Origin of the sequence: Desulfomarina profundi, from assembly GCF_019703855.1 — a bacterium.
GTDB classification, from domain to species: domain Bacteria; phylum Desulfobacterota; class Desulfobulbia; order Desulfobulbales; family Desulfocapsaceae; genus Desulfomarina; species Desulfomarina profundi.
Genome location: NZ_AP024086.1, coordinates 1,265,376 through 1,285,581, shown reverse-complemented (window position 1 = coordinate 1,285,581; position 20,206 = coordinate 1,265,376). Strand labels below are relative to the sequence as shown.

Annotated in this window: 18 protein-coding genes and 2 riboswitches; of the genes, 16 read left to right on the top strand and 2 right to left on the bottom strand. The window is 50.9% G+C overall.

Going from position 1 to position 20,206, the window contains the following annotated elements; genetic code table 11:
• The first annotated feature begins 47 nt into the window (after nt 1–47).
• From LO777_RS05995 to LO777_RS05980, 4 genes are all read left to right on the top strand, one after another.
• Nucleotides 48–842, top strand: coding sequence for an acyltransferase (locus LO777_RS05995; RefSeq protein WP_228856626.1), 795 nt, complete (start codon nt 48–50; stop codon nt 840–842).
• Between the two features lie 487 nt (nt 843–1,329).
• The gene (locus tag LO777_RS05990; RefSeq protein WP_228856625.1) at nt 1,330–2,883 is read left to right on the top strand and encodes a Re/Si-specific NAD(P)(+) transhydrogenase subunit alpha; all 1,554 of its coding nucleotides are present in this window, start codon (nt 1,330–1,332) and stop codon (nt 2,881–2,883) included.
• A 10-nt stretch (nt 2,884–2,893) separates the two neighbouring features.
• On the top strand, nt 2,894–4,294 hold the full coding sequence (pntB, locus tag LO777_RS05985) for a Re/Si-specific NAD(P)(+) transhydrogenase subunit beta (RefSeq protein ID WP_228856624.1): 1,401 nt from the start codon (nt 2,894–2,896) through the stop codon (nt 4,292–4,294).
• A 54-nt stretch (nt 4,295–4,348) separates the two neighbouring features.
• Nucleotides 4,349–4,533, top strand: a riboswitch (cobalamin riboswitch).
• Nucleotides 4,534–4,648: 115 nt separating this feature from the next.
• Nucleotides 4,649–5,626, top strand: coding sequence for a sirohydrochlorin cobaltochelatase (locus tag LO777_RS05980; protein ID WP_228856623.1), 978 nt, complete (start codon nt 4,649–4,651; stop codon nt 5,624–5,626).
• A 253-nt stretch (nt 5,627–5,879) separates the two neighbouring features.
• Here LO777_RS05980 and cobI read toward each other — a convergent pair whose 3' ends face one another.
• Nucleotides 5,880–6,692 (bottom strand): precorrin-2 C(20)-methyltransferase, encoded by an 813-nt coding sequence (gene cobI, locus LO777_RS05975; protein ID WP_228856622.1) that lies wholly within the window; start codon nt 6,690–6,692, stop codon nt 5,880–5,882.
• A gap of 63 nt (nt 6,693–6,755) precedes the next feature.
• A riboswitch (cobalamin riboswitch) is annotated at nt 6,756–6,967 on the bottom strand.
• A 199-nt stretch (nt 6,968–7,166) separates the two neighbouring features.
• Between cobI and LO777_RS05970 the strand changes: the two genes are divergently transcribed.
• The 11 genes from LO777_RS05970 to cobJ all read left to right on the top strand — a co-directional run bounded on the left by LO777_RS05970 (nt 7,167) and on the right by cobJ (nt 17,920).
• The gene (locus LO777_RS05970; protein ID WP_228856621.1) at nt 7,167–8,135 is read left to right on the top strand and encodes a hypothetical protein; all 969 of its coding nucleotides are present in this window, start codon (nt 7,167–7,169) and stop codon (nt 8,133–8,135) included.
• Nucleotides 8,136–8,158: 23 nt separating this feature from the next.
• Nucleotides 8,159–9,199 carry a FecCD family ABC transporter permease gene (locus LO777_RS05965; protein ID WP_268907518.1) on the top strand — a complete coding sequence of 347 codons (1,041 nt, stop codon included), beginning with the start codon at nt 8,159–8,161 and terminating at the stop codon, nt 9,197–9,199.
• Nucleotides 9,192–9,986, top strand: a complete 795-nt coding sequence (locus LO777_RS05960; RefSeq protein ID WP_228856620.1) for an ABC transporter ATP-binding protein — start codon at nt 9,192–9,194, stop codon at nt 9,984–9,986. The genes LO777_RS05965 and LO777_RS05960 overlap by 8 nt, the downstream gene beginning before the upstream one ends.
• Nucleotides 9,983–10,915 carry an ABC transporter substrate-binding protein gene (locus tag LO777_RS05955; RefSeq protein WP_228856619.1) on the top strand — a complete coding sequence of 311 codons (933 nt, stop codon included), beginning with the start codon at nt 9,983–9,985 and terminating at the stop codon, nt 10,913–10,915. Before LO777_RS05960 ends, LO777_RS05955 begins: the two co-directional genes overlap by 4 nt.
• A 13-nt stretch (nt 10,916–10,928) precedes the next feature.
• Nucleotides 10,929–12,314, top strand: a complete 1,386-nt coding sequence (locus tag LO777_RS05950; protein ID WP_228856618.1) for a cobyrinate a,c-diamide synthase — start codon at nt 10,929–10,931, stop codon at nt 12,312–12,314.
• 150 nt (nt 12,315–12,464) lie between these two features.
• Entirely contained in the window at nt 12,465–13,103 is a 639-nt protein-coding gene (locus LO777_RS05945; RefSeq protein WP_228856617.1) for a precorrin-8X methylmutase, read from the top strand.
• 1 nt (nt 13,104) lies between these two features.
• On the top strand, nt 13,105–14,181 hold the full coding sequence (gene cbiD, locus LO777_RS05940) for a cobalt-precorrin-5B (C(1))-methyltransferase CbiD (RefSeq protein WP_228856616.1): 1,077 nt from the start codon (nt 13,105–13,107) through the stop codon (nt 14,179–14,181).
• On the top strand, nt 14,174–15,412 hold the full coding sequence (cbiE, locus tag LO777_RS05935) for a precorrin-6y C5,15-methyltransferase (decarboxylating) subunit CbiE (protein ID WP_228856615.1): 1,239 nt from the start codon (nt 14,174–14,176) through the stop codon (nt 15,410–15,412). Before cbiD ends, cbiE begins: the two co-directional genes overlap by 8 nt.
• On the top strand, nt 15,409–16,215 hold the full coding sequence (gene cobM, locus LO777_RS05930; protein WP_228856614.1) for a precorrin-4 C(11)-methyltransferase: 807 nt from the start codon (nt 15,409–15,411) through the stop codon (nt 16,213–16,215). The genes cbiE and cobM overlap by 4 nt, the downstream gene beginning before the upstream one ends.
• Nucleotides 16,212–17,225, top strand: coding sequence for a cobalt-precorrin 5A hydrolase (locus tag LO777_RS05925; protein WP_228856613.1), 1,014 nt, complete (start codon nt 16,212–16,214; stop codon nt 17,223–17,225). Before cobM ends, LO777_RS05925 begins: the two co-directional genes overlap by 4 nt.
• Nucleotides 17,147–17,920 carry a precorrin-3B C(17)-methyltransferase gene (cobJ, locus tag LO777_RS05920; RefSeq protein WP_228856612.1) on the top strand — a complete coding sequence of 258 codons (774 nt, stop codon included), beginning with the start codon at nt 17,147–17,149 and terminating at the stop codon, nt 17,918–17,920. Before LO777_RS05925 ends, cobJ begins: the two co-directional genes overlap by 79 nt.
• A 13-nt stretch (nt 17,921–17,933) precedes the next feature.
• On the opposite strand, the gene LO777_RS05915 is transcribed toward cobJ, so the two are convergent.
• Nucleotides 17,934–19,076 carry a 6-phosphofructokinase gene (locus LO777_RS05915; protein WP_228856611.1) on the bottom strand — a complete coding sequence of 381 codons (1,143 nt, stop codon included), beginning with the start codon at nt 19,074–19,076 and terminating at the stop codon, nt 17,934–17,936.
• Nucleotides 19,077–19,267: 191 nt separating this feature from the next.
• Here LO777_RS05915 and rsmI point away from each other — a divergent pair, with 191 nt between their 5' ends.
• The gene (gene rsmI / locus LO777_RS05910) at nt 19,268–20,119 is read left to right on the top strand and encodes a 16S rRNA (cytidine(1402)-2'-O)-methyltransferase (RefSeq protein WP_228856610.1); all 852 of its coding nucleotides are present in this window, start codon (nt 19,268–19,270) and stop codon (nt 20,117–20,119) included.
• Nucleotides 20,120–20,206: the final 87 nt, after the last annotated feature.

Sequence of the window (20,206 nt, the reverse complement as noted above, 5' to 3'; positions counted from 1 at the left end):
TCCTGCCATTTTTTTTTTAAGAAAAACGTTTTTACCGGAGAAATATCATGCTGACGATACGGTCTTTTTTCGACCTGTCCGATTTTCCACACAGCCATCTGTTCTCAGGCGATGGTCCGGTCTGGACACCTTTAAACAGACTGAAAAATTACATGGACAACTACAAATGTCCAAATGAACCGCTGTCAACAGATAACAGCCCCTCCACAGAACATGTCATTATATATAATGGAAAGGTCATGAGGGACAGTTCATGCAAGATAGATTTCGGGGACACCACCAAGGGAAAGCTGCGTGTCGAAAAAAATGGCAAGATCCTCGATGGCGCATCGGTGATCATGGCTGGTGCTGTTCTCATGGGAGAGCGGATAGCAATAGGCCGTGGTGTCCTCGTTGAGAGCGGAGCCATGATAAAATCTCCTGCAATCATCGGCGACATGACCGAAATCCGCCAGGGAGCCTACTTGCGTGGATATGTTCTCACGGGAAGACGTTGCGTTCTCGGCCATACTACTGAAATAAAACACTCCATCTTTCTTGATGACGCCAAAGCCGGTCATTTCGCCTACCTGGGTGACTCCATTCTCGGGAATAACGCCAATCTCGGTGCCGGAACAAAATTTGCCAACCTCCGGTTTTTGCCCGGCAATGTGACTATTTTCTATAAGGGAGAAAAAATCGACACGGGCAGAAGAAAATTCGGCGCCATTCTCGGAGACAATGCACAGACAGGATGCAATTCGGTAACCAGCCCCGGTACTCTCATGGGTAAACAAGCCATCTTACTGCCAAACACCACTGCCAGGGGTGGTTACCACCCCGAAAAATCTGTGCTGCGTTAGCCTGTACCTGCCCATAAATAAGATTTTTCTGTTCAAATGGGGCATAAGAATAATAAAAAGCCCATCATATTAGGTAGATGTGAGCATTTTTATTGTACGTAGCGATGCAGAAATTTGTCACCATGCCTTTCAGACTGTTTTCCAGTTTTTTCTTCATTCAGACACAATGAAATGAGGCAAAGCCGGTTTACCAGTGGATAAACCGGCGCCAATCCAAGGTCAAATGCCTCAGCCATTTATACCCTCGGGGTATGAATGCCTCCCATGTACAACAAAGTAATGAAAATCCTACTGCGGCAAAACAACCTTTGGTCGCTGGATTTTCAGTTAAAGTTGTCAACACCGAATTGATCCTTACTTTTTGTAAATGAGTATTATAATTACCAGATGATATCTTTTTTTCACCAATCGGTATTATTCCAGCAAAACAGCCGCAAAATGGTCCATTAACAGCAGCTGTCAATCTTATGATAGAAGGAGAGCAAACATGCGTATTGGTGTACCAAAAGAAACACGAAAAGGTGAACGGCGTGTTGCAACAACACCGGAGGTCGCAAAACTTATAAAAAGCCTCGGCTTTACAATCACTATTGAGTCCGGTGCCGGATTGGCATCAAAATTTACAGATGACGCTTATCAAGAGGTTGGCGTCACTATCGCACAGGATGCAAAAACGCTCTATGACGCCTCCGACATAATCCTGAAGGTTCGAGCTCCCGAATTCAACCCTGAGCTTTCATTGGATGAAACCGAGTTATTCCGGGAGGGCCAGACGCTTATCAGTTTTATTCAACCCGGCCAAAATGAAGAGTTGGTAAAAAAACTCTCAGAGAAAACCATTTCCGTTCTGGCGATGGATTCAATACCGCGAATTTCCAGAGCGCAAAAGATGGATGCTTTGAGTTCAATGGCTAATATCGGCGGCTACCGTGCCGTGGTCGAGGCCGCCCAGCACTTCGGGCGCTTTTTCACCGGGCAGATAACAGCAGCAGGAAAGATCCCCCCGGCCAAAGTTCTCGTCATCGGTGCCGGTGTCGCCGGCCTTTCCGCAATTGGAACTGCCAGGAGCATGGGAGCAATTGTCCGCGCCTTTGATACCCGCCCCGAGGTCAAGGAACAGGTAGAAAGCATGGATGCCGAATTTCTGATGCTCGATTTTTCTGGTGAAGACGGCAGCGGTGAGGGGGGATATGCCAAGGTGATGAGTGATGAGTTCATCAAGGCCGAAATGGCCCTTTTTGCCGACCAGGCAAAAGATGTTGACATTATTATCACCACCGCACTTATCCCGGGCAGACCAGCTCCCGAACTGATCACCGAAACAATGGTGGAGAGCATGAAGGAAGGCAGTGTCATCGTTGACCTGGCCGCGGAAATGGGCGGGAACTGTAAACTGACTGAAGCAGATAAAGTCGTAGTAAAACACGGTGTCACTATAATAGGATATACGGATTTACCGTCACGTCTCGCGACCCAGTCCAGTCAACTGTATTCCACCAACCTTCGCCATCTGCTTTCAGAACTCACTCCTGAAAAAAATGGTGTAATTGATATCAATATGGAGGATGAGGTGATTCGTGGCGCAACAATTATCAAGGAAGGAAAAATAACCTGGCCACCCCCTCCCCCCAAACTTTCCGCCGCACCCCCAAAGCAGGAACACCCCCCGGCACCGGAACCGGTGGAGGAGAAAAAACCGGGTCCATTGAGTGTTGTTTTACCTTTTGCCGTCGGAGCATTTGCCCTGCTTGGACTTGGAAGTATCGCTCCTCCTGAGTTCATGTCTCATTTTACCGTTTTTGTCCTGGCCTGTTTTATCGGCTATATGGTTGTCTGGAATGTTACACCATCCCTTCACACGCCCCTGATGAGCGTAACCAACGCAATCAGCTCCATTATTATTATTGGTGCACTGTTACAAATATCGTCTGAAAACCGGCTGATAATGTTTCTTGCAGAAATCACCATTCTAATAACCAGCATAAACATTTTCGGTGGATTCGCAGTTACTCATCGCATGCTTGCCATGTTCAGGAAATAGGAGGAGACTCATGTCACAAGGTATTGTAACTGCAGCCTATATCGGTGCGAGCATCATGTTTATCCTGGCCCTCGGTGGACTCAGTAAACCGGATACTTCAAGGAGGGGTAATTTTTTTGGTATCCTCGGTATGACATCGGCTCTCTCAGCCACTGTCATCGGGATCGTATCGAACAACTTTTTCATCTTGTCCGTGGGAATTATCATTGGTGGTACCATCGGGTTGGTTCTGGCTAAAAAAGTTAAAATGACTCAAATGCCGGAACTGGTGGCAATTTTACACAGTCTGGTGGGGTTTGCCGCAGTACTTGTCGGATTTGCCAACTTTCTGGATCATGACCCGACACTTATCGGGGCGGACAGAACCATTCATGACATAGAGACTTACCTGGGCATACTCATTGGTGCCCTCACCTTTTCAGGGTCAATAGTTGCCTTCCTGAAGCTGAGTGGTAAAATCGGCGGCAAACCTCTCCTGCTTCCGGGTCGCCACTGGCTCAACCTTGCCCTGCTTGTCGGTGCCCTCATTTTATGTGCCGGTTTTGTCGGTCAATCCGCCACGGGAGGCGGTACAGCCACACTTGTCCTGATGACCATAATAGCTCTTGTCTTTGGTGTACATATGGTTATGGCAATCGGCGGAGCTGATATGCCGGTAGTCATCTCCATGTTGAACAGTTATTCAGGCTGGGCCGCGGCAGCTACCGGCTTCATGCTGAATAATGACCTTTTAATCGTGGTAGGCGCCCTGGTGGGAAGCAGTGGTGCAATTCTCAGTTATATCATGTGTCGTGCCATGAATCGCAAATTCATCTCCGTTATCGCCGGAGGTTTTGGCTCCTCTGGAAGTAAATCGGCAACAGCTGATGAAGGAGAGGCAGGTGACATTGTATCTGTTGAGAGTGCGGAGGTGGCAGAGTTACTGCTTAAAGCAAGGGAAGTGATGATTATTCCCGGTTACGGTATGGCCGTGGCCCAGGCCCAACATACTGTGCACGAAATAACCAAAAAACTGCGCGCTGAAAAAATCAATGTCCGTTTCGGCATCCATCCGGTAGCCGGTCGTATGCCCGGTCATATGAACGTACTCCTGGCCGAGGCAAAAGTCCCATATGATATCGTTTTTGAACTGGATGAAATCAATGATGATTTCCCTGATGTTGATGTTTCTCTAATAATTGGTGCCAATGATATTGTAAATCCTGCGGCCCAGGAAGTCCCTGACAGCCCTATCGCAGGAATGCCGGTGCTCGAATGCTGGAAGGGCAGAACAACTGTCGTTTTAAAGCGATCCATGGCAACAGGTTATGCAGGGGTATCCAATCCTCTCTTTTACAAGGAGAATACCCGGATGCTCTTTGGTGACGCCCGTGAAAGTCTTGACAATGTATTGAAAAATCTCGACAGTTAGTGTGCTCCACAAACCGGTTGCAGACATCTCTTGACTTGCCACTCTGTTTTAGGTACTGTTACACCGTTTTCAGGTATCCGTAAATACGGATGAAAAGGGAACCCGGTTTAATTCCGGGACGGGCCCGCCGCTGTAACCGGGGACGAATTCCGCACAATGCCACTGTCTGATTCAGATGGGAAGGCGCGGAAGGAGAACGATCCGGAAGTCAGAAGACCTGCCTGAAACAAGTCTGCATTCCTGGCAATGAAACAGACATCGGTACATCTGGGATAAAGAAGGGAAATCCCGGATCAATTTAATAATTGGTCCGGGATTTTTTTTCCTCAGGACCGCTTGAAAAGGAGATTTTTCATGAAAACCATTTTTCTCACGGCTGTTGTTTTAAGCATGTTTGCCGTGCAAACCATTTCCGCCGGCGAGCATGAAGTAAAGCATAAAAATGGTGTTGTTCTGGCCATGTTTGGTACCACGGTTGAACCAGCATTGCAGGGACTGCTGAACATCAGGGAAAAGATGGCAAAGGCCTATCCGGACACTCCGGTTCGTTTTGCCTTCACATCCAATATCATTCGCCGCATCTGGCAGAAACGGGCCAAGGATCCGGCATACATTAAAGCACATCCTGAAATCCCCGCAGAAATCCTCAATGTCCAGGGACCGCTGGCGACTATTGCCAATTTCCAGGATGACGGTTACGATACCCTGATTGTCCAGCCCACCCATATCGCCCCGGCAGAAGAATTTCTTGATCTGAGCAGCTATGTCAAGGCGATTGCCTCCATCGACACCATCAAGGCCAGGTTCAAACCTTTTAACAAGCTGGTCATCGGACGCCCCATGCTCGGCACCTTCGGTGTTACTCACCCCTATGACGAAGATATCAAAGTTGCAGTCAAGGCCATGAAAGAAGATGTTGATCGTGCACGTGAGAAAAAGGCCGCACTGGTCTACATGGGACACGGCAATGATCATTTCCCGTCAGGGGGCTCCTATCTGCAGTTTGCCCATGAGATGAACCAGGCTTACCCCGATGTTCTCACTGTTGTTGGTACGGTTGAAGGATATCCGGGCGTTGATGAGGTTATAAAACAGTTACAACATGCCGGTGTGAAAAACGTCTATATCCGTGCCTTTATGATTGTTGCCGGGGACCATGCCCGCAACGATATGGCCGGACCTGAAAAAGACTCCTGGAAATCCCTTATGGAAAAAGCCGGAATCACCGTTCATCCCTACCTGCATGGCATGGGAGAAAATGATAAAATTGCCGAGATTTATGTCCAGCACGCGTCAGACGCAGCCAAAGATGCAGGCATTGTCCTGAAATAATTTTTTTTGGGAAGTGTTTGGTGTCTGTTCAGAAATGAGATTTTTTGTTCGAGGTCAGGTAAGCGAAGACTCCGAAGAGCATAGGAAAATAAAAAACGCAGCATATTAGGCATATGTGAGCTTTTTTATTTTTCGTAGCGACGAAGAAATCGGGCAAAAAGGCCATTTATGGACAGACACCATCTGACCTGAACCATTCCTGTGGACAGCATGGCAGTTGTCATTTCGGCAACCGCCATGCTGTTAATTTTTATTATCGCAGTTTTTTCTGACGTACAATTATCGTTGAAAAATAGTGTATCTCTTTTCCGACAGCCTGCCTGATATCAGGCCATATCTTCTCATCTCCTAGACTGCATCTTTCAACCAGTACCGCGTTCTCAAGGAGGTCCAGCCCATCCAGCAGTTTGACAAGTTGAGCCATGACCTTGTGAACTTTCATAAACACTACGGTATCACTGACCTGAAGTACCTTTTCAATTTCGCAGTCTTCGAATGTGGCGGGAATGACAACAAGCTTTTCGTCACCAAGACAGAGAGGCGTTTCAGTGACTGCTGACGATGCACCAATGGCGGATACACCAGGAATGATTTTTACATTAAAAGGCTGGCCGATTTTTTCCAGGGTCTCACAGACATAAAAGCCGGTACTGTAAATAGCAGGATCTCCAAGAGTGGGAAAGGCCACATCCTTTCCTGATTGCAAATAGCCAAGAATAGTGTCTGCCGCCTCACGCCATGCCTGACCTACCTCTTCCTCCGGCCTCTGCCCCCTGTGCACCTGTTTCATGGGGAAATGATGGGTCAAAATCGTTTTACCGGTGGAATCAACCTCTCCCCCGGCAATATTGAGAGCCATACTTTCACCATGCCTGAAGGCGGACGGTGCAAACCAGACGTCACATTTTTCCAGAGTTCGCACTGCGTTCAGCGTCATCAACCCAGGATCACCCGGCCCCACACCAATTACATAAAATGTACCCTGCATCATATACCTTTTTATCTGAAGTTCCCGCAACTCAAGGTCGTTCTGTCTGTCCCGGATATAAAAAAATCCCCGAACCAATATAATTGATCCGGGGATTCCCTGTTTTTCCTCGTATCGCCTGGCATCCTTTCCACGGAATACCGTTTCAGCTCATTTCAGGCAGGTTTTCTGACTTCCGGATTATCCTTCATCCACGCCTTCCCAGGTTTCCCCAGTGGCAAAAGTGTGAAATCAGTCCCCGGTTACAGCGGCGGGCCCGTCCTCGAATCACACGAGGTTCCCTCTTCAGCTTTCTGTCTTATGCAACAAAATGCAGAGACAAATAAAAAAGCACCTGAAAACGACCCCATTATTAACAAAATCATATGCAGGAAGTCAACTGCTTTCTCATTAAACAACCACATCTCCTTCAACAGAATTATCAGGTTGAGCGTTGTGCGAAATCAGAAAAAAATATTTGCTTTCTTTTTTCCCGGGTGTACTATCGATCTCACGTGAAGAACTGCTTCTCTTCCAACACTATCTATAATATTTTGATATTACTAGCTTTAAATGGACAATAGTCTTGTTTCACAAATATGGCCCCATCTCCTGTGGCCACTTCTCCGGATATCATTTTTTATCTGTATTGGACTCCTCATTGCAAATTTTATCGAGAGTCTGAACTGGACACACAGGCTGGCAACCCTGGCAAAGCCACTCATCCGGATGGGCAGGTTGTCCTCCATTACCGGAGCCTCCTTTTCCGTGGCCTTTTTCTCCGGTGTTTCAGCCAACGCCATGCTGGCCGAAAATTTTGACAATGGCAAAATTGACAAGAAGGAACTTGTGCTCGCCAACCTGTTCAACTCCCTGCCCCGCTTTTTTCTCCATCTGCCCACCGTTTTTTTTCTTACCGCTCCACTGATCAAGGGCGCCGCGGTAATCTATGTCGGTCTCACCTTTACAGCGGCTGTTCTCCAGACATTTTTTGTAATTATTCTCGGCAGAATAACCCTGCCAGCAAAACAGTCCGACGTCGATTCCGGCTCATCTGCCAAAAAACCGGAAAAAATCGACTGGAAAGGCGCACTTCAGAAAAGCGTGAAAAGATTGAAAAAACGACTGGTGAAACTGTTGAAATTCATGGTGCCGGTCTATATCTTATTTTTCCTGTTGAACAGATACGGGATTTTTACCCGGTTGGAAGAACTGATCGCCAACCATGCCTGGTTTCTCAGCTGGCTGAACCCCAAAAGTATCAGCATCGTCGTCCTCCATGTCACCGCTGAATTTTCAGCAGGTCTTGCGGCTGCCAGTGCCATGATTGCCGATAACAGCCTGACCTACCGTGAGGTTGTACTGGCCCTTCTGGCAGGCAATATCCTGGCGGCGCCCATCAGGGCCATACGCCATCAGTTTCCGTACTACACAGGGATTTACAGTCCGGGACTGGCCCTGCAGCTGGTCACCATCAGCCAGGTTACCAGGGCGCTGTCGGTCATAACTGTCGCTCTCTGTTATTATTTTCTTGCCGCATAATTTTTTGTGATTAAAAAGAAATAATGTCTTCCACATTTTCAAACAGATTTTTATTACTGACCCTGGCCCTGGCGGCAACCTGTTTTGCCACTGTTGTGCTCTCCACGGGAATGGGCTATATCACTATCTCCGCCACGGAAATTTTCAGAACAATTCTCTCCGCCCTGACAGGCAACGAGGATCTGCTGCACGACATCGACAAGACAATCCCCTACGTGGTCATGGATGTCCGGTTGCCGCGTATCCTGACAGCCGCCCTTGTCGGTGCGGGTCTTGCCCTCAGCGGTGTCATCTACCAGGGTATACTCCTCAACCCCCTTGCCGACCCGTACACACTCGGTATCTCCAGTGGTGCCGCATTCGGGGCATCCCTTGCCCTTCTCGCCAACCTGAGCATGTTCAGCCAGTTTTCTATCCCGCTCTTTGCCTTCTGCGGCGCGATTATCACCCTGTTCGTCGTCATCCACCTCTCCACCTTCAACGGCCGGATTTCCGCGAACACCCTGATTCTCTCGGGCGTCATTGTCGGGGCCATCTTATCCGCGGGAATCAGCTTTATGAAATACCTGGCCGACGAACAGGTGGCTGTTATTATTTTCTGGCTGATGGGTTCCTTTGTGTCCAGCACCTGGGACAGCGTGCTGCTCATTGGTGCTGCGGTTCTGATTGGGGGCGCCATCACTTATTTCTATGGCCGTGACCTCAATATCATGAGCCTGGGTTCCCGCTCTTCCGACGCTCTCGGGGTCGAAACCGCAAAGGTCCGGATCATTTTGCTGCTCACCGCCTCCTTTGTCACCGCCATCTGCGTGGCCATGACCGGAATCATAGGCTTTATCGGCCTGATCGTCCCCCACCTCATGCGCTTTCTTGTGGGGCCGGACAACCGGAAACTCCTGCCCGTCTCGGCCCTTGCAGGCGCCATTCTGCTCCTCCTGGCAGATACCGTGACCAGGGCCGTTCTGCCCGTGGAAGTACCCATAGGTGTGTTGACCGCACTGATCGGCGGGCCCTTCTTCTGCGTGATCTTCCGGAAAAGACAGCGGGGGGTGCGTCATGAGTAGCACTATTTTCTCAATAGAAGACATCTCCTTCAGTTATAACGATTCACTCGTCCTCCACGACATTTCACTTTCCCTGGAAAAAGGAAAATTCTATGGCATAGTCGGACCCAACGGCTGCGGTAAAACCACTTTTCTTGACCTGCTGATCGGCAATCGCAAACCGGACCAGGGAGAGATTGTTTTCATGGGCAGAAAAATCAACGATTATCCGCGCAAACAGCTGGCTCACCTGATCGGCCTCGTCCCCCAGGAATTCAGCACAGGATTTGAATACACGGTGGAGGAAATTGTCCTCATGGGCAGACACCCGTATATTCCCCGCTTCGGCTCCCCCTCTGCCGAAGACTGGGACCATGTGAAAAACGCCATGGAAACCATCGGCATTCTGGACGCACGAAACAGACAGTTCACCGAACTCTCCGGCGGCCAGAAACAGAGGGCCGTTGTGGCCAGGGCCTTTGCCCAGAACACCCCGGTACTCCTCTTTGATGAGGCCACCGCCAGTCTGGACATTCAATACACCCTGCAGATCTTCAATGTTGCAAAAAAACTTGTCAAAACTGAAAAACGAACAATAATTGCAGTTATACACGATCTCAACCTCGCGGCTGGCTACTGTGATGAGATTCTTTTTATGCGGGAAGGGCGCATTCAACATTTTGGCGCCACCAGGCAGGTTATGAGTTCCGAAAACATCCTGGATGTTTTCGGGGTACACGCAAATGTTTCCGGGAGACAACAGGGCGGAAACCTGCAGATCAACTTTCACTATGGAGAATTATCATGAAAACCAGTGGCAGGTGCATTCCTCTCCTCTTTTATCCGCTGCTGTTCATCCTCTTTACTGTCCCGATGACGGTTCTGGCGCAACAGGCAGATTTTACAGATAAGGCCGGCAGAAAAATTCATATTGTAAAACCGTTTACCCGGATTATCTCTCTTTACTCCGCCCATACCGAAAACCTCTGCTCTCTCGGCGCAGCAAACAGCCTGATCGGTATTTCCAGAACCGATAACTACCCTGCCGAAATCCTCTCCCGAAAAAGATTCTCCTACCGGGAAGACCCGGAAAAATTTATCGCCATGCGACCGGATCTGGTACTGGTAAGGCCGATGATCGAGCGTTCCCATCCCCAGTTTATCAAAAAACTCCAGCAGGCCGGTATCACGGTCATCTCGCTGCAGCCTTCCTCCATCTCTGAAATATTTGCATACTGGAGGAACCTGGGACGCCTGGTAGGCCGGGAAAAGGAGGCCGAACAGATGATTTCTTCATTCAACCTGGGAGTAGAAAAAATCCGCACAAAACTCGACTCCATTCCCGAAAGTGCGCGACCACGGGTCTATTTTGAATCGATCCATAAAAAGATGAAAACCTTTTCAGCCACCAGCACCGCCATGTATGTTCTCAGGCAGGCGGGTGGGGTCAATATCGCACAAGACGCCATCCAGGTGAGAAAGACCAATATCGCCGACTACGGCAAGGAGCGTATTCTCGGACACGCCACCGAAATTGATATTTTCCTGGCCCAGCATGGCCGTATGAACCCGGTCACCCTCGATATGATTTTTCAGGAATCCGGCTTCCAGGCTATTAAAGCGGTTCAGAACAAAAAGGTGTTCCTGGTGGAAGAAGCCCTGGTCTCACGACCGACCTTCCGTATCCTTGAAGGAATCAAACAGCTCAACGCCATTTTTTTCCCCAATGTCAAGTAGGCATGATAAAGATATGACAACAGACAAAACCAGCTCCCTGATCATCGCCGGAACCTCCAGCGGCTCAGGAAAAACCACCGTGGCACTTGGTCTGATGGCGGCTTTCAGGGCAAGGGGTGTATCCGTGCAGCCCTTTAAATGCGGGCCCGACTTCATCGATCCCGGTCTCCATAAACTGGTCACCGCAAAGGTGTCCAGAAACCTGGACCTGTGGATGTGCGGAGAGGATTTTACCCGACACTGTTATGAAAAAAACAGTTCAGGCCACGAACTTGCCATCATTGAAGGAGTCATGGGTATGTTTGACGGCGGCAAGTCCTCCTCGGCCGCTCTCGCCCGTGTTCTCGGGGTCGGGACCATCCTGGTGCTCGATGTCCGCTCCACTGCGGAAAGTGCGGCGGCTGTCGTAAAGGGCTTTGAGATGCTTGATCCCGCCGTCGCCCCGCGCGGAATCATCCTCAACCGGGTCGCCAGCAAGCGTCATCTGCAACTGGTGACTGACGCCATTCAAAAACACTGCGATGCAGAGATCCTCGGCCATATTCCCCGAACCCTGGAGTTCAGTATTCCCGGGCGTCACCTGGGGTTACTGACCGGGGAGGAATCCCCTTTGAGTGAAGACGGCATCGCCACCCTGATCAGGACGATCAGTGAACATGTCGACCTTGGGCGAATCCTTGAGCTTTTCCAAAGTGAAAGAAAAACGCTGAATCCTCAAAAGGAAAAATCCGTTCCTCAACGCTGCCGCATAGGTGTGGCAAAAGATCGCGCCTTCTGCTTTTATTATGAGGATAATTTTGATTCTCTACGGGATGGAGGAGCGGAACTCTGTTTTTTCAGCCCCCTTGAGGACCGATCCCTTCCCGAAAATATCGATGGCCTCTACCTGGGAGGTGGCTACCCCGAGCTCTATGGTCCACAGCTCAGCGCAAACCGTTCAATGCTCGCGGAGATAAAAAATTTTGCTGAAAACAATAACCCGGTCTACTGTGAATGTGGCGGTTTCATGTACCTGACCGAAGGTATTGCCGACTCCGATAACTCCTTTTTTCCCATGGCCTCAATTTTTCCGGTCAGGGCCAGGATGCAGAAAAAAAGAGCGAGCCTTGGCTATCGTCAGATCGAAACGACACGGGAGAGTTTTTTCGGCCCCGCCGGCAGTGTTCTCAGGGGCCATGAGTTCCACTATTCAACTATAGAAGAAATGCCGAAGAGCATAGAAAGAGTCTATCGGGTCAACAACGGTCAGGAGGAAGGATATCGTTATAAAAATGTTCTGGGGGGATATATGCACCTCCATTTCGGTTATAATCCGCACATGGTAAAATCATTTATTTCCCATTGCTCAAAACCAGCAAGGCTGGACCAAATTTTGGACCACAGCCACAATGAACATTGAAAGTGACGCGGTAACTGGAGTTTTTAACCCACACTTTCATATAAACCAGCAAAGCTGGACCAATTTTTTGACCACAGCTACAACGAACAATAAAAGTGACGCGGTAACTGGAGTTTTTAACCCACACTTTCATATAAACAAGAGAAAACAATGACTATCACAATACGTAAAATAGATCCGCTGAAGATCGAGGAAGAGAGTTTCCGCATCATCAGCGAAGAACTGGATACAAAAATAGAAAATCCCGATGATCCCGCCTACAAGGTTATCCAGAGGGTTATCCATGCCACCGGTGATTTCTCCTTCTTTGACAATATGCGCTTTACCCCCGGAGCCATCGAAGGGGCCATAGACGCCATTCGTGGCGGAAAAAACATCCTCACCGATGTGACCATGGTGGCAGCAGGTATCAGCAAGGGCATGCTGGCACAATGGGGCGGCAGGGTGTTTTGCAATGTGGCCGACAAAACGGTTGCTGAAATTGCCAGAAAGAGCGCAAAAACCCGCTCGGAGGTCGCCATCGAAAAAGGTTTGGGCGAAAATATCGGTATTGTCGCCATCGGCAACGCTCCCACAGCCCTTCTTGAGGCCATCAGGCTTGTTGGGCAGATGGAGGAGAAAAAAAGACCTCTTATTGTCGGGGTACCGGTCGGCTTTGTCAATGCGGCCGAATCCAAAGCGCTGCTGCACCGTGACAATCCCCTGCACATCACCAGCCTGGGCCGCAAGGGTGGCAGCCCCGTGGCCGCGGCAATCGTCAACGCGTTAATCAGACTGGCACAACAGTAAAATGGCGAAACGATTACGCAGTGGTTTTACTACCGGTTCCTGCGCTGCGGCCGCGGCCAAGGCGGCAGCCCTGATGCTCTGCGGGGAAAATCCACCCGCTACAGTGGAAATTCCTTTTCCCGACGGCAGCAGAAAAATTTTTCATGTGGACTCCACACGATACAATAGTGACGGCAGTTTTGAGGCATATATCATAAAAGATGCCGGGGACGATCCCGATGTCACCAATGGTGCGGAGATTGGCGCCAGGGCAGACCTGAATAATCCCGATCCCGCAAACTGCGTGGAGATAGACGGTCTGTACCTCTGCGGCGGCTCCGGCGTGGGCAAAGTCACAAAACCGGGTCTGGCGGTCAGGGCCGGAGAACCGGCCATCAATCCTGTTCCCCGGAAGATGATTACAGCAGCAGTGCGTGAGGCTGTGCCAAAGGGCCGGGTAACGATCACCATTATCGTGCCGAAAGGAGCCGAACTCGTCGAAAAAACACTGAACTATCGCCTCGGCGTGGTGGGCGGCATCTCCATTCTCGGCACGACCGGTATTGTCAGACCCGTTTCCGCCGACGCCTGGACCGCCACCATCAAGGCCTCCATGGATGTGGCAAAAGAAGCCGGCCTGAAGGATATCGTGATTTCCACTGGCAGAACTTCGGAAAAAGGGGCCCAGAAGCTCCTTGACCTGGAGGAGGAAGCCTTTGCCATGATGGGAGACTACCTGGAGTTTTCACTTCTTGAGGCTGCAAAACACGACTTTACCACCATCCACCTCTCCGGTATGTGGGCCAAAATCGTCAAAGCGGCCCTGCGCGTTCCCCAGACCCATGTGCGTAACGGAGCCCTGGAAATGATTGACGCCGCAAGACTTCTCAAGGAGCTGGGTGCCAACGGCAAAGTGCTTGAAAAAATAGAGAAATCCAACACAGCCAGGGAGATGTACAAACATCTTGAGGAAGCGGGCCGGAGCGAAATTATCACCGCGGTCTGCCATAAGGCCAGGGAATACGCTGAGGATGTCAGCGGCAGAAAGGTGAAGGTCTATCTGGTGGATCACAAGGCAAGGATTCTGGCCCATGTATAAAATTTTCCTCATTGGCACCAGCGACAATGGCCTGGTTTTGCAATCACAGACCCTGCTGGGTCAATGTACCCTTCTCGTGGGAACTGAGAGGTTACAGAACCTGGTCGAACAGTTTAACGGCCGGCGAATCCCGGTTGCCCCGCTGGCTACAGCCTTCAGCGCCACGAGGGAAGCGCTGCAAACCGGCAACGTGGCCATTCTTGCCAGCGGGGACCCGCTTTTTTACGGTATAGGCAAACGTATCCTGGAAGAGTTCGGGTGTGACAGGGTTGAAATCCACCCCGCCCTCAGTGCCGTGCAGCGAGCCGCCGCACGCTTTAAAATCAGCTGGGATGACGGCAGGATTATCAGCCTTCACGGAAGAAGTCACCATCACATCCCCGGACTGCTGCTCCTTCATCACAAAGCTTTTGTTTTTACAGATAAAAACAACAGCCCTGACATCATCGCCCGAAAAATTCTTAATTACCTCGAACTCATCGGGGACAAGGGGCAAATTGGAAAAAATCTCAGGGTGCATGTTGTCGAAGATATTGACCTTGAAAGCGAAAAAATTTTCAGGGGATCACTTGCCGAAACAGGCAAACGTCGGTTTTCCGCTCTCAATATATTCTGCCTTACCAGGGAAAAGAAAACTCAGTCAGGTCTGCTGCACCGGGAGTTCGGCCTGGGGCTCACCGAGGACGAAATCTGCCACAGCCGCGGCCTGATCACCAAGAGCGAGGTAAGGGCTGTCACCCTTCATCAGCTCAGACTCCCCCGCACCGGTGTCTTCTGGGACGTAGGGGGCGGCAGTGGGTCCATTTCCATTGAAGCGGCCAGGACCAATCCCGGCCTGACCGTCTATACCATTGAACACAAGATGGAAGAGCTGGAAAATATCAAAGAAAATATCCGCCGCTTCCACTGTTTCAACGTGGTTCCGGTTTTCGGCCGGGCCCCTGAAATGCTCCAGGACCTGCCCGCACCCGACCGGGTCTTTATCGGTGGAAGTTCCGGTGCATTACGGCAGATAATCCATATCGCCGCCGCGCAACTCCCGGAAAAAGGGCGCCTGGTTGTCAATGGCGTCATCGAGAAAACAACTCGCACAGCCCCCGCGGCCATGGCCGAATGCGGACTTTCGGTCAGCCGCTCGCTTATCCGGGTGAGCCGATCCACCTTTGGTGATGAAAATGACAATAACACCCAACACTTTAATCCCATAACCGTTATAACAGGAAAAAAATGAACAGCGCAGAGAACAGAGGCAAAACCAGTGGAGAACCTGTCAGGCAGATGGTCCATTTCGTCGGGGCCGGTCCCGGCGACCCCGAGCTTATCACCGTCAAGGGCCGTCGACTGCTGCGTGAGGCGGATCTTGTCATCTTCACTGGCAGCCTGGTACCCCGCGCCCTGGTCACAAACCTTCCGGCGGAAGTTCATGACTCCGCCGGAATGAACCTGGACGAAGTCTTTGAGCTTATCCACAGGGCCTGGAAAAAGGGGAAAAAAATTGTCCGCCTCCATACGGGTGACCCGGCAATTTACGGGGCCATCAATGAGCAGATGGCCCTCTTCAATGAACATGATATCCCGTTTACCGTTGTTCCCGGTGTCAGTTCCGGTACCGCTTCAGCAGCCGCCCTGGCAACGGAACTGACCCTGCCCGAAGTCTCCCAGACCGTCATTTTCACCCGCAGGGCAGGTAGAACCCCCGTTCCCGAAAAACAGGACCTGGTCAGCCTGGCCTCACATAAAGCTACCATGATGATCTTTCTCAGTGTCAGCATGATCGACAAGGTGGTGGACGACCTGCTGGCTGGGGGATACACAGATACAACCCCCGTGGCCATAGTGGAAAAGGTGAGCTGGCCCGATGAAAACATCCTCCGGGGGACACTCGCGACAATTGCCACCCAGGTTAAAGAAGCTGGAATAACCAAAACCGCCATAATCGCCGTGGGTGATGTCCTGGCGGAAGGCCCGCCTCCTGCGCTCTCCAGGCTGTATGATAAATCCTTCAGCCACGGGTACAGAAAAGGCAAGGTATGAAACTGGCAATCCTCTCCATTACCAGCGGCGGAAAAAATCTGGCAGACAAACTGACGGCGGCCCTCCCTGGCGCCACATATCTTCCCCGGGGATCAAAAAAAATTGCTGAAGTTGTGGCCGAAAACTGGCAGAATTTTGACGGTTTTATCTTCATCATGGCAGCCGGAATCGTTGTGCGGGCCATCGCCCCCCTGCTGCTCCATAAACATAAGGACCCCTGCGTCGTTATCATGGACGAACAGGGGCAACACGCCATCAGCCTTCTTTCAGGCCATATCGGCGGCGGCAACGAACTCGCCGTCCGCCTGGCGACCATAACCGGCGGAAAACCTGTTATAACAACCGCCTCGGACACCCTCGGTCTCCTCCCCCTCGACCTGTGGGCCAGGGAAAACGGCCTTATGGTGGAGGATCAGGAAAAGCTCACCCGGGCAAGCACAAAACTGGTCAACCGCAAATCGCTCTTTTTCTACACGGATCTCACCAGCCGCTCCCTGCCGGAAGAACTGGCTGCCGTCACCGATCCGGACGCAGCTGATATCATTGTCAGCCACCGCCTGTACCCGGACAGCCGGGCCTGCATGTTCCGGCCCCGCAACCTTGTTGTGGGTGTCGGCTGCAACCGGGGAACCCCTGCCCGCGAATTTGAGGAGAGCCTTGCCCAACTGCTGAACGACAATGGACTGAGCCGCCTCTGTATCCGCAACCTGGCGTCCATTGATAAAAAAAATGATGAGGAAGGTCTGCTTGCATTTGCGCAAAAAAACGAATGGCCCATTGATTTTTTTACAAAAGAAGAAATCAACGGACTGAACATCGACAATCTTGATATCTCCTCCGCGGCCCTGAAGGCCGTGGGGGCAATCGGCGTGGCCGAACCGTCCGCGCTTCTCAGCGGAAATACACAACATTTACTCTGCAGGAAAAGAAAATGGAAAAACATAACAATGGCAATAGCCCTGGTACCCTCTATGTTGTCGGCACGGGTCCGGGATCAGAACTCTATATGACAGGAGCGGCAGCAAAAGCTCTTGAAACGGCAGAAACGATCATCGGCTACAAAACCTACCTGGATCTCATCCCCTCTTTTCTGACAAAAGAAAAGGAAGTCATCTCCTCGCAGATGATGAAGGAGGTGGATCGCTGCCGGGAATCTCTTACCATTGCGGACAGTGGAAAAAAGGTGGCCCTGGTCTGCGGTGGCGATCCCGGCATCTATGCCATGGCCGGACTGGTCTATGAACTTGCCAGGGAAAATGATTACTCCTGTGCAATAGAAATCATTGCCGGACTGGCCGCCATCAACTCCTGCGCCGCCCGGCTCGGTGCCCCGCTGATGCACGATTTCGCCGCCGTCAGTCTCTCTGATTTGCTCACTCCCTGGGAATTGATCGAAAAACGACTGCGGGCTGTGGCCGCGGCTGATTTTGTCACAGCCATCTATAATCCCAAATCAAAAAAACGCACTGAGCAGATTGTCAAAACCAGGGAAATTTTTCTGGAACACCGGGAACCGAAAACCCCGGTGGGCATCGTCACCGCTGCAACCAGGGAAAACGAAAAAATCGCCATCACTACCCTGGACAATATGCTTGACAATGAAATAACCATGCAGTCTACAGTGATAATCGGCAACTCCCAGAGCTACACCTGGAACGACCTGATTATCACCCCGAGAGGATACCGGGGCAAATATTCCCTGTAGGTCACAGAAAAAACTACCAGCCCCCGAAACAGGTGCCCACGTTACGGGCACTTTGGACCCAGGGATGATCAGGCGGCACCAGGTTTTTCCTGCCAACCACTTCTTCCAGCGGTACCGGTTTCGTGGTGTTGCCGCTCCTGGCCACCATCACTCCATACAGATCCTGCTCGATACAGTTGACACAACTGTTTCCCAGCCAGGTGGCCAGCAACCGGTCAGCGGCGGATGGCGTACCGCCCCGCTGCACATGCCCGAGAATCGTCAGGCGGGATTCCAGCCCTGTCATTTCTTCTAATTTTTTCGTTAATTGTACCGTATTCCCACGATTTACAGCAGCAAACTTCTGCAGGGCCTCGTTGGCCTTCTTTTTCTTCCTGGAATCACCTTCCTCCTTGGCCTTCTGCTTTTCCTCCCGCAGTTTATGATAAATTCGACTGTTTTCCACATCCATGGCCCCTTCCGCCACCGCCACGATACTGAAGTTGGTTCCCCGCTGCTTTCGTTTGCGGATGGCCGCCGCCACCTCTTCCAGATCATAGGGAATTTCAGGGATGAGAATCACATCAGCCCCACCGGCCATCCCGGCACCCAGGGCCAGCCAGCCGGCATTGTGGCCCATAATCTCCACCACGATGATTCGATGGTGACTGTGGGCTGTGGAATGAAGCCGGTCTATGGCCTCGGTGGCAATCTCCATGGCCGTGTCAAAACCGAAGGTCACATCGGTCATGGCCACGTCATTATCAATGGTTTTTGGCAGGGTAATGATATTGAGCCCTTTCTGGGCCAGTCGCCAGGCGTTTTTCTGGGTTCCGCCACCGCCGATGCAGACCAGCACATCCAGGCTGTGATGATGATAGTTGGCACACAGGGCGTCCGTCATATCCATTATTTCACCACCCACCATCATCTTGTGCGGTTTGTCCCGGCTGGTGCCCAGGATCGTTCCGCCCCTGGTGAGGATGGAGGAAAGCACATCCCGATCAAGGCGCATGGTACGGTTTTCAAGCAGGCCCCGAAAACCGTCCCTGAAACCGACGATATCCATTCTGCCCGTTGCCAGGGCCGCCTTGCCGATCGCGCGTATCGCCGCATTCAACCCCGGACTGTCCCCACCGGCCGTAAGAATACCTATATGTTTATTACGCTTGTTCATTTTCCTTTTTCCTTCCACTTTCCGTGATTTTTTCCATTACTTTATTTTCAATGAACTACAGGAAAAGAGGAAAAGCAAGAAAGCTGGTGCATTTTCTTCGTGGTTTGATCATAATGCGGGCAATTCACCGTTTCTCATTTTTCTTCGACCTGAATCCTGGATTCAGGTTCTACTTTTCTCTTTTTTAACCCATGACACCCCCACCACCATCAGCATACGGAACCCTGTATATTGTCCCCACACCCATCGGCAATCTGGAAGATATCACCCTGCGGGCGATCAGAATTTTAAAAGAGGTGGATCTGATCGCCGCGGAAGATACCCGTCATACAAAAAAATTGCTCAACCATCTTGGCATAACTACCAGGCTTATCAGTTATTACCGGGAAAAAGAGGCACAACGGGGGGCTCAGATCCTGGACATGCTGACCGAAGGAAAAAATATTGCTCTCGTCAGCGATGCCGGGACTCCAGCCATTTCCGATCCCGGCTCGGTTCTGGTACGCCTTGCCCATGAGCACGGGATTCCCATCGTTCCCCTGCCCGGCCCATCGGCACTGATCTCCGCCATGTCCGCCTCCGGGTTTGAGCAAACCGGTTTTTTATTTCACGGTTTTGCCCCATCAAAAAAGGGACAGAGGCGAAAATTGCTGAAATCCCTCAAGGACTGTGAATACCCTGTCGCCTTCTATGAATCCCCCCACCGAATTGAAGGGCTGCTCACGGATGCCCTTGAGATTTTCGGCAACCGCAAGACCCTCTGGGCCAGGGAATTGACAAAAACCTTCGAAGAGCTCGAACAAAGCGATCTCGCATGTCTCAGGAAAAAGGCCGCCGAAAAAAAACAGAAAGGTGAATTTGTGATTATCATTCAACCTGGAGAAAAAATGGCCGTGAAGGGAGAGAGTATTGAGGAGCTGATCAACTGGTATCGGGATAACAGCGACCTGTCCCTGAAAGACGTCAGCAAACGTATTGCCTCCGACCTGGGCGTTTCCAGGTCAACGGTCTATCAACTTGCCCTCAGGCTCTGGGAACGATAATTTTTCCTGATTACCCATAAAATCCATGCACAGCCTGGATGTGCCAGCTTTATTAAACTGAGTTTCGACACAATCTGGTAATTTTTT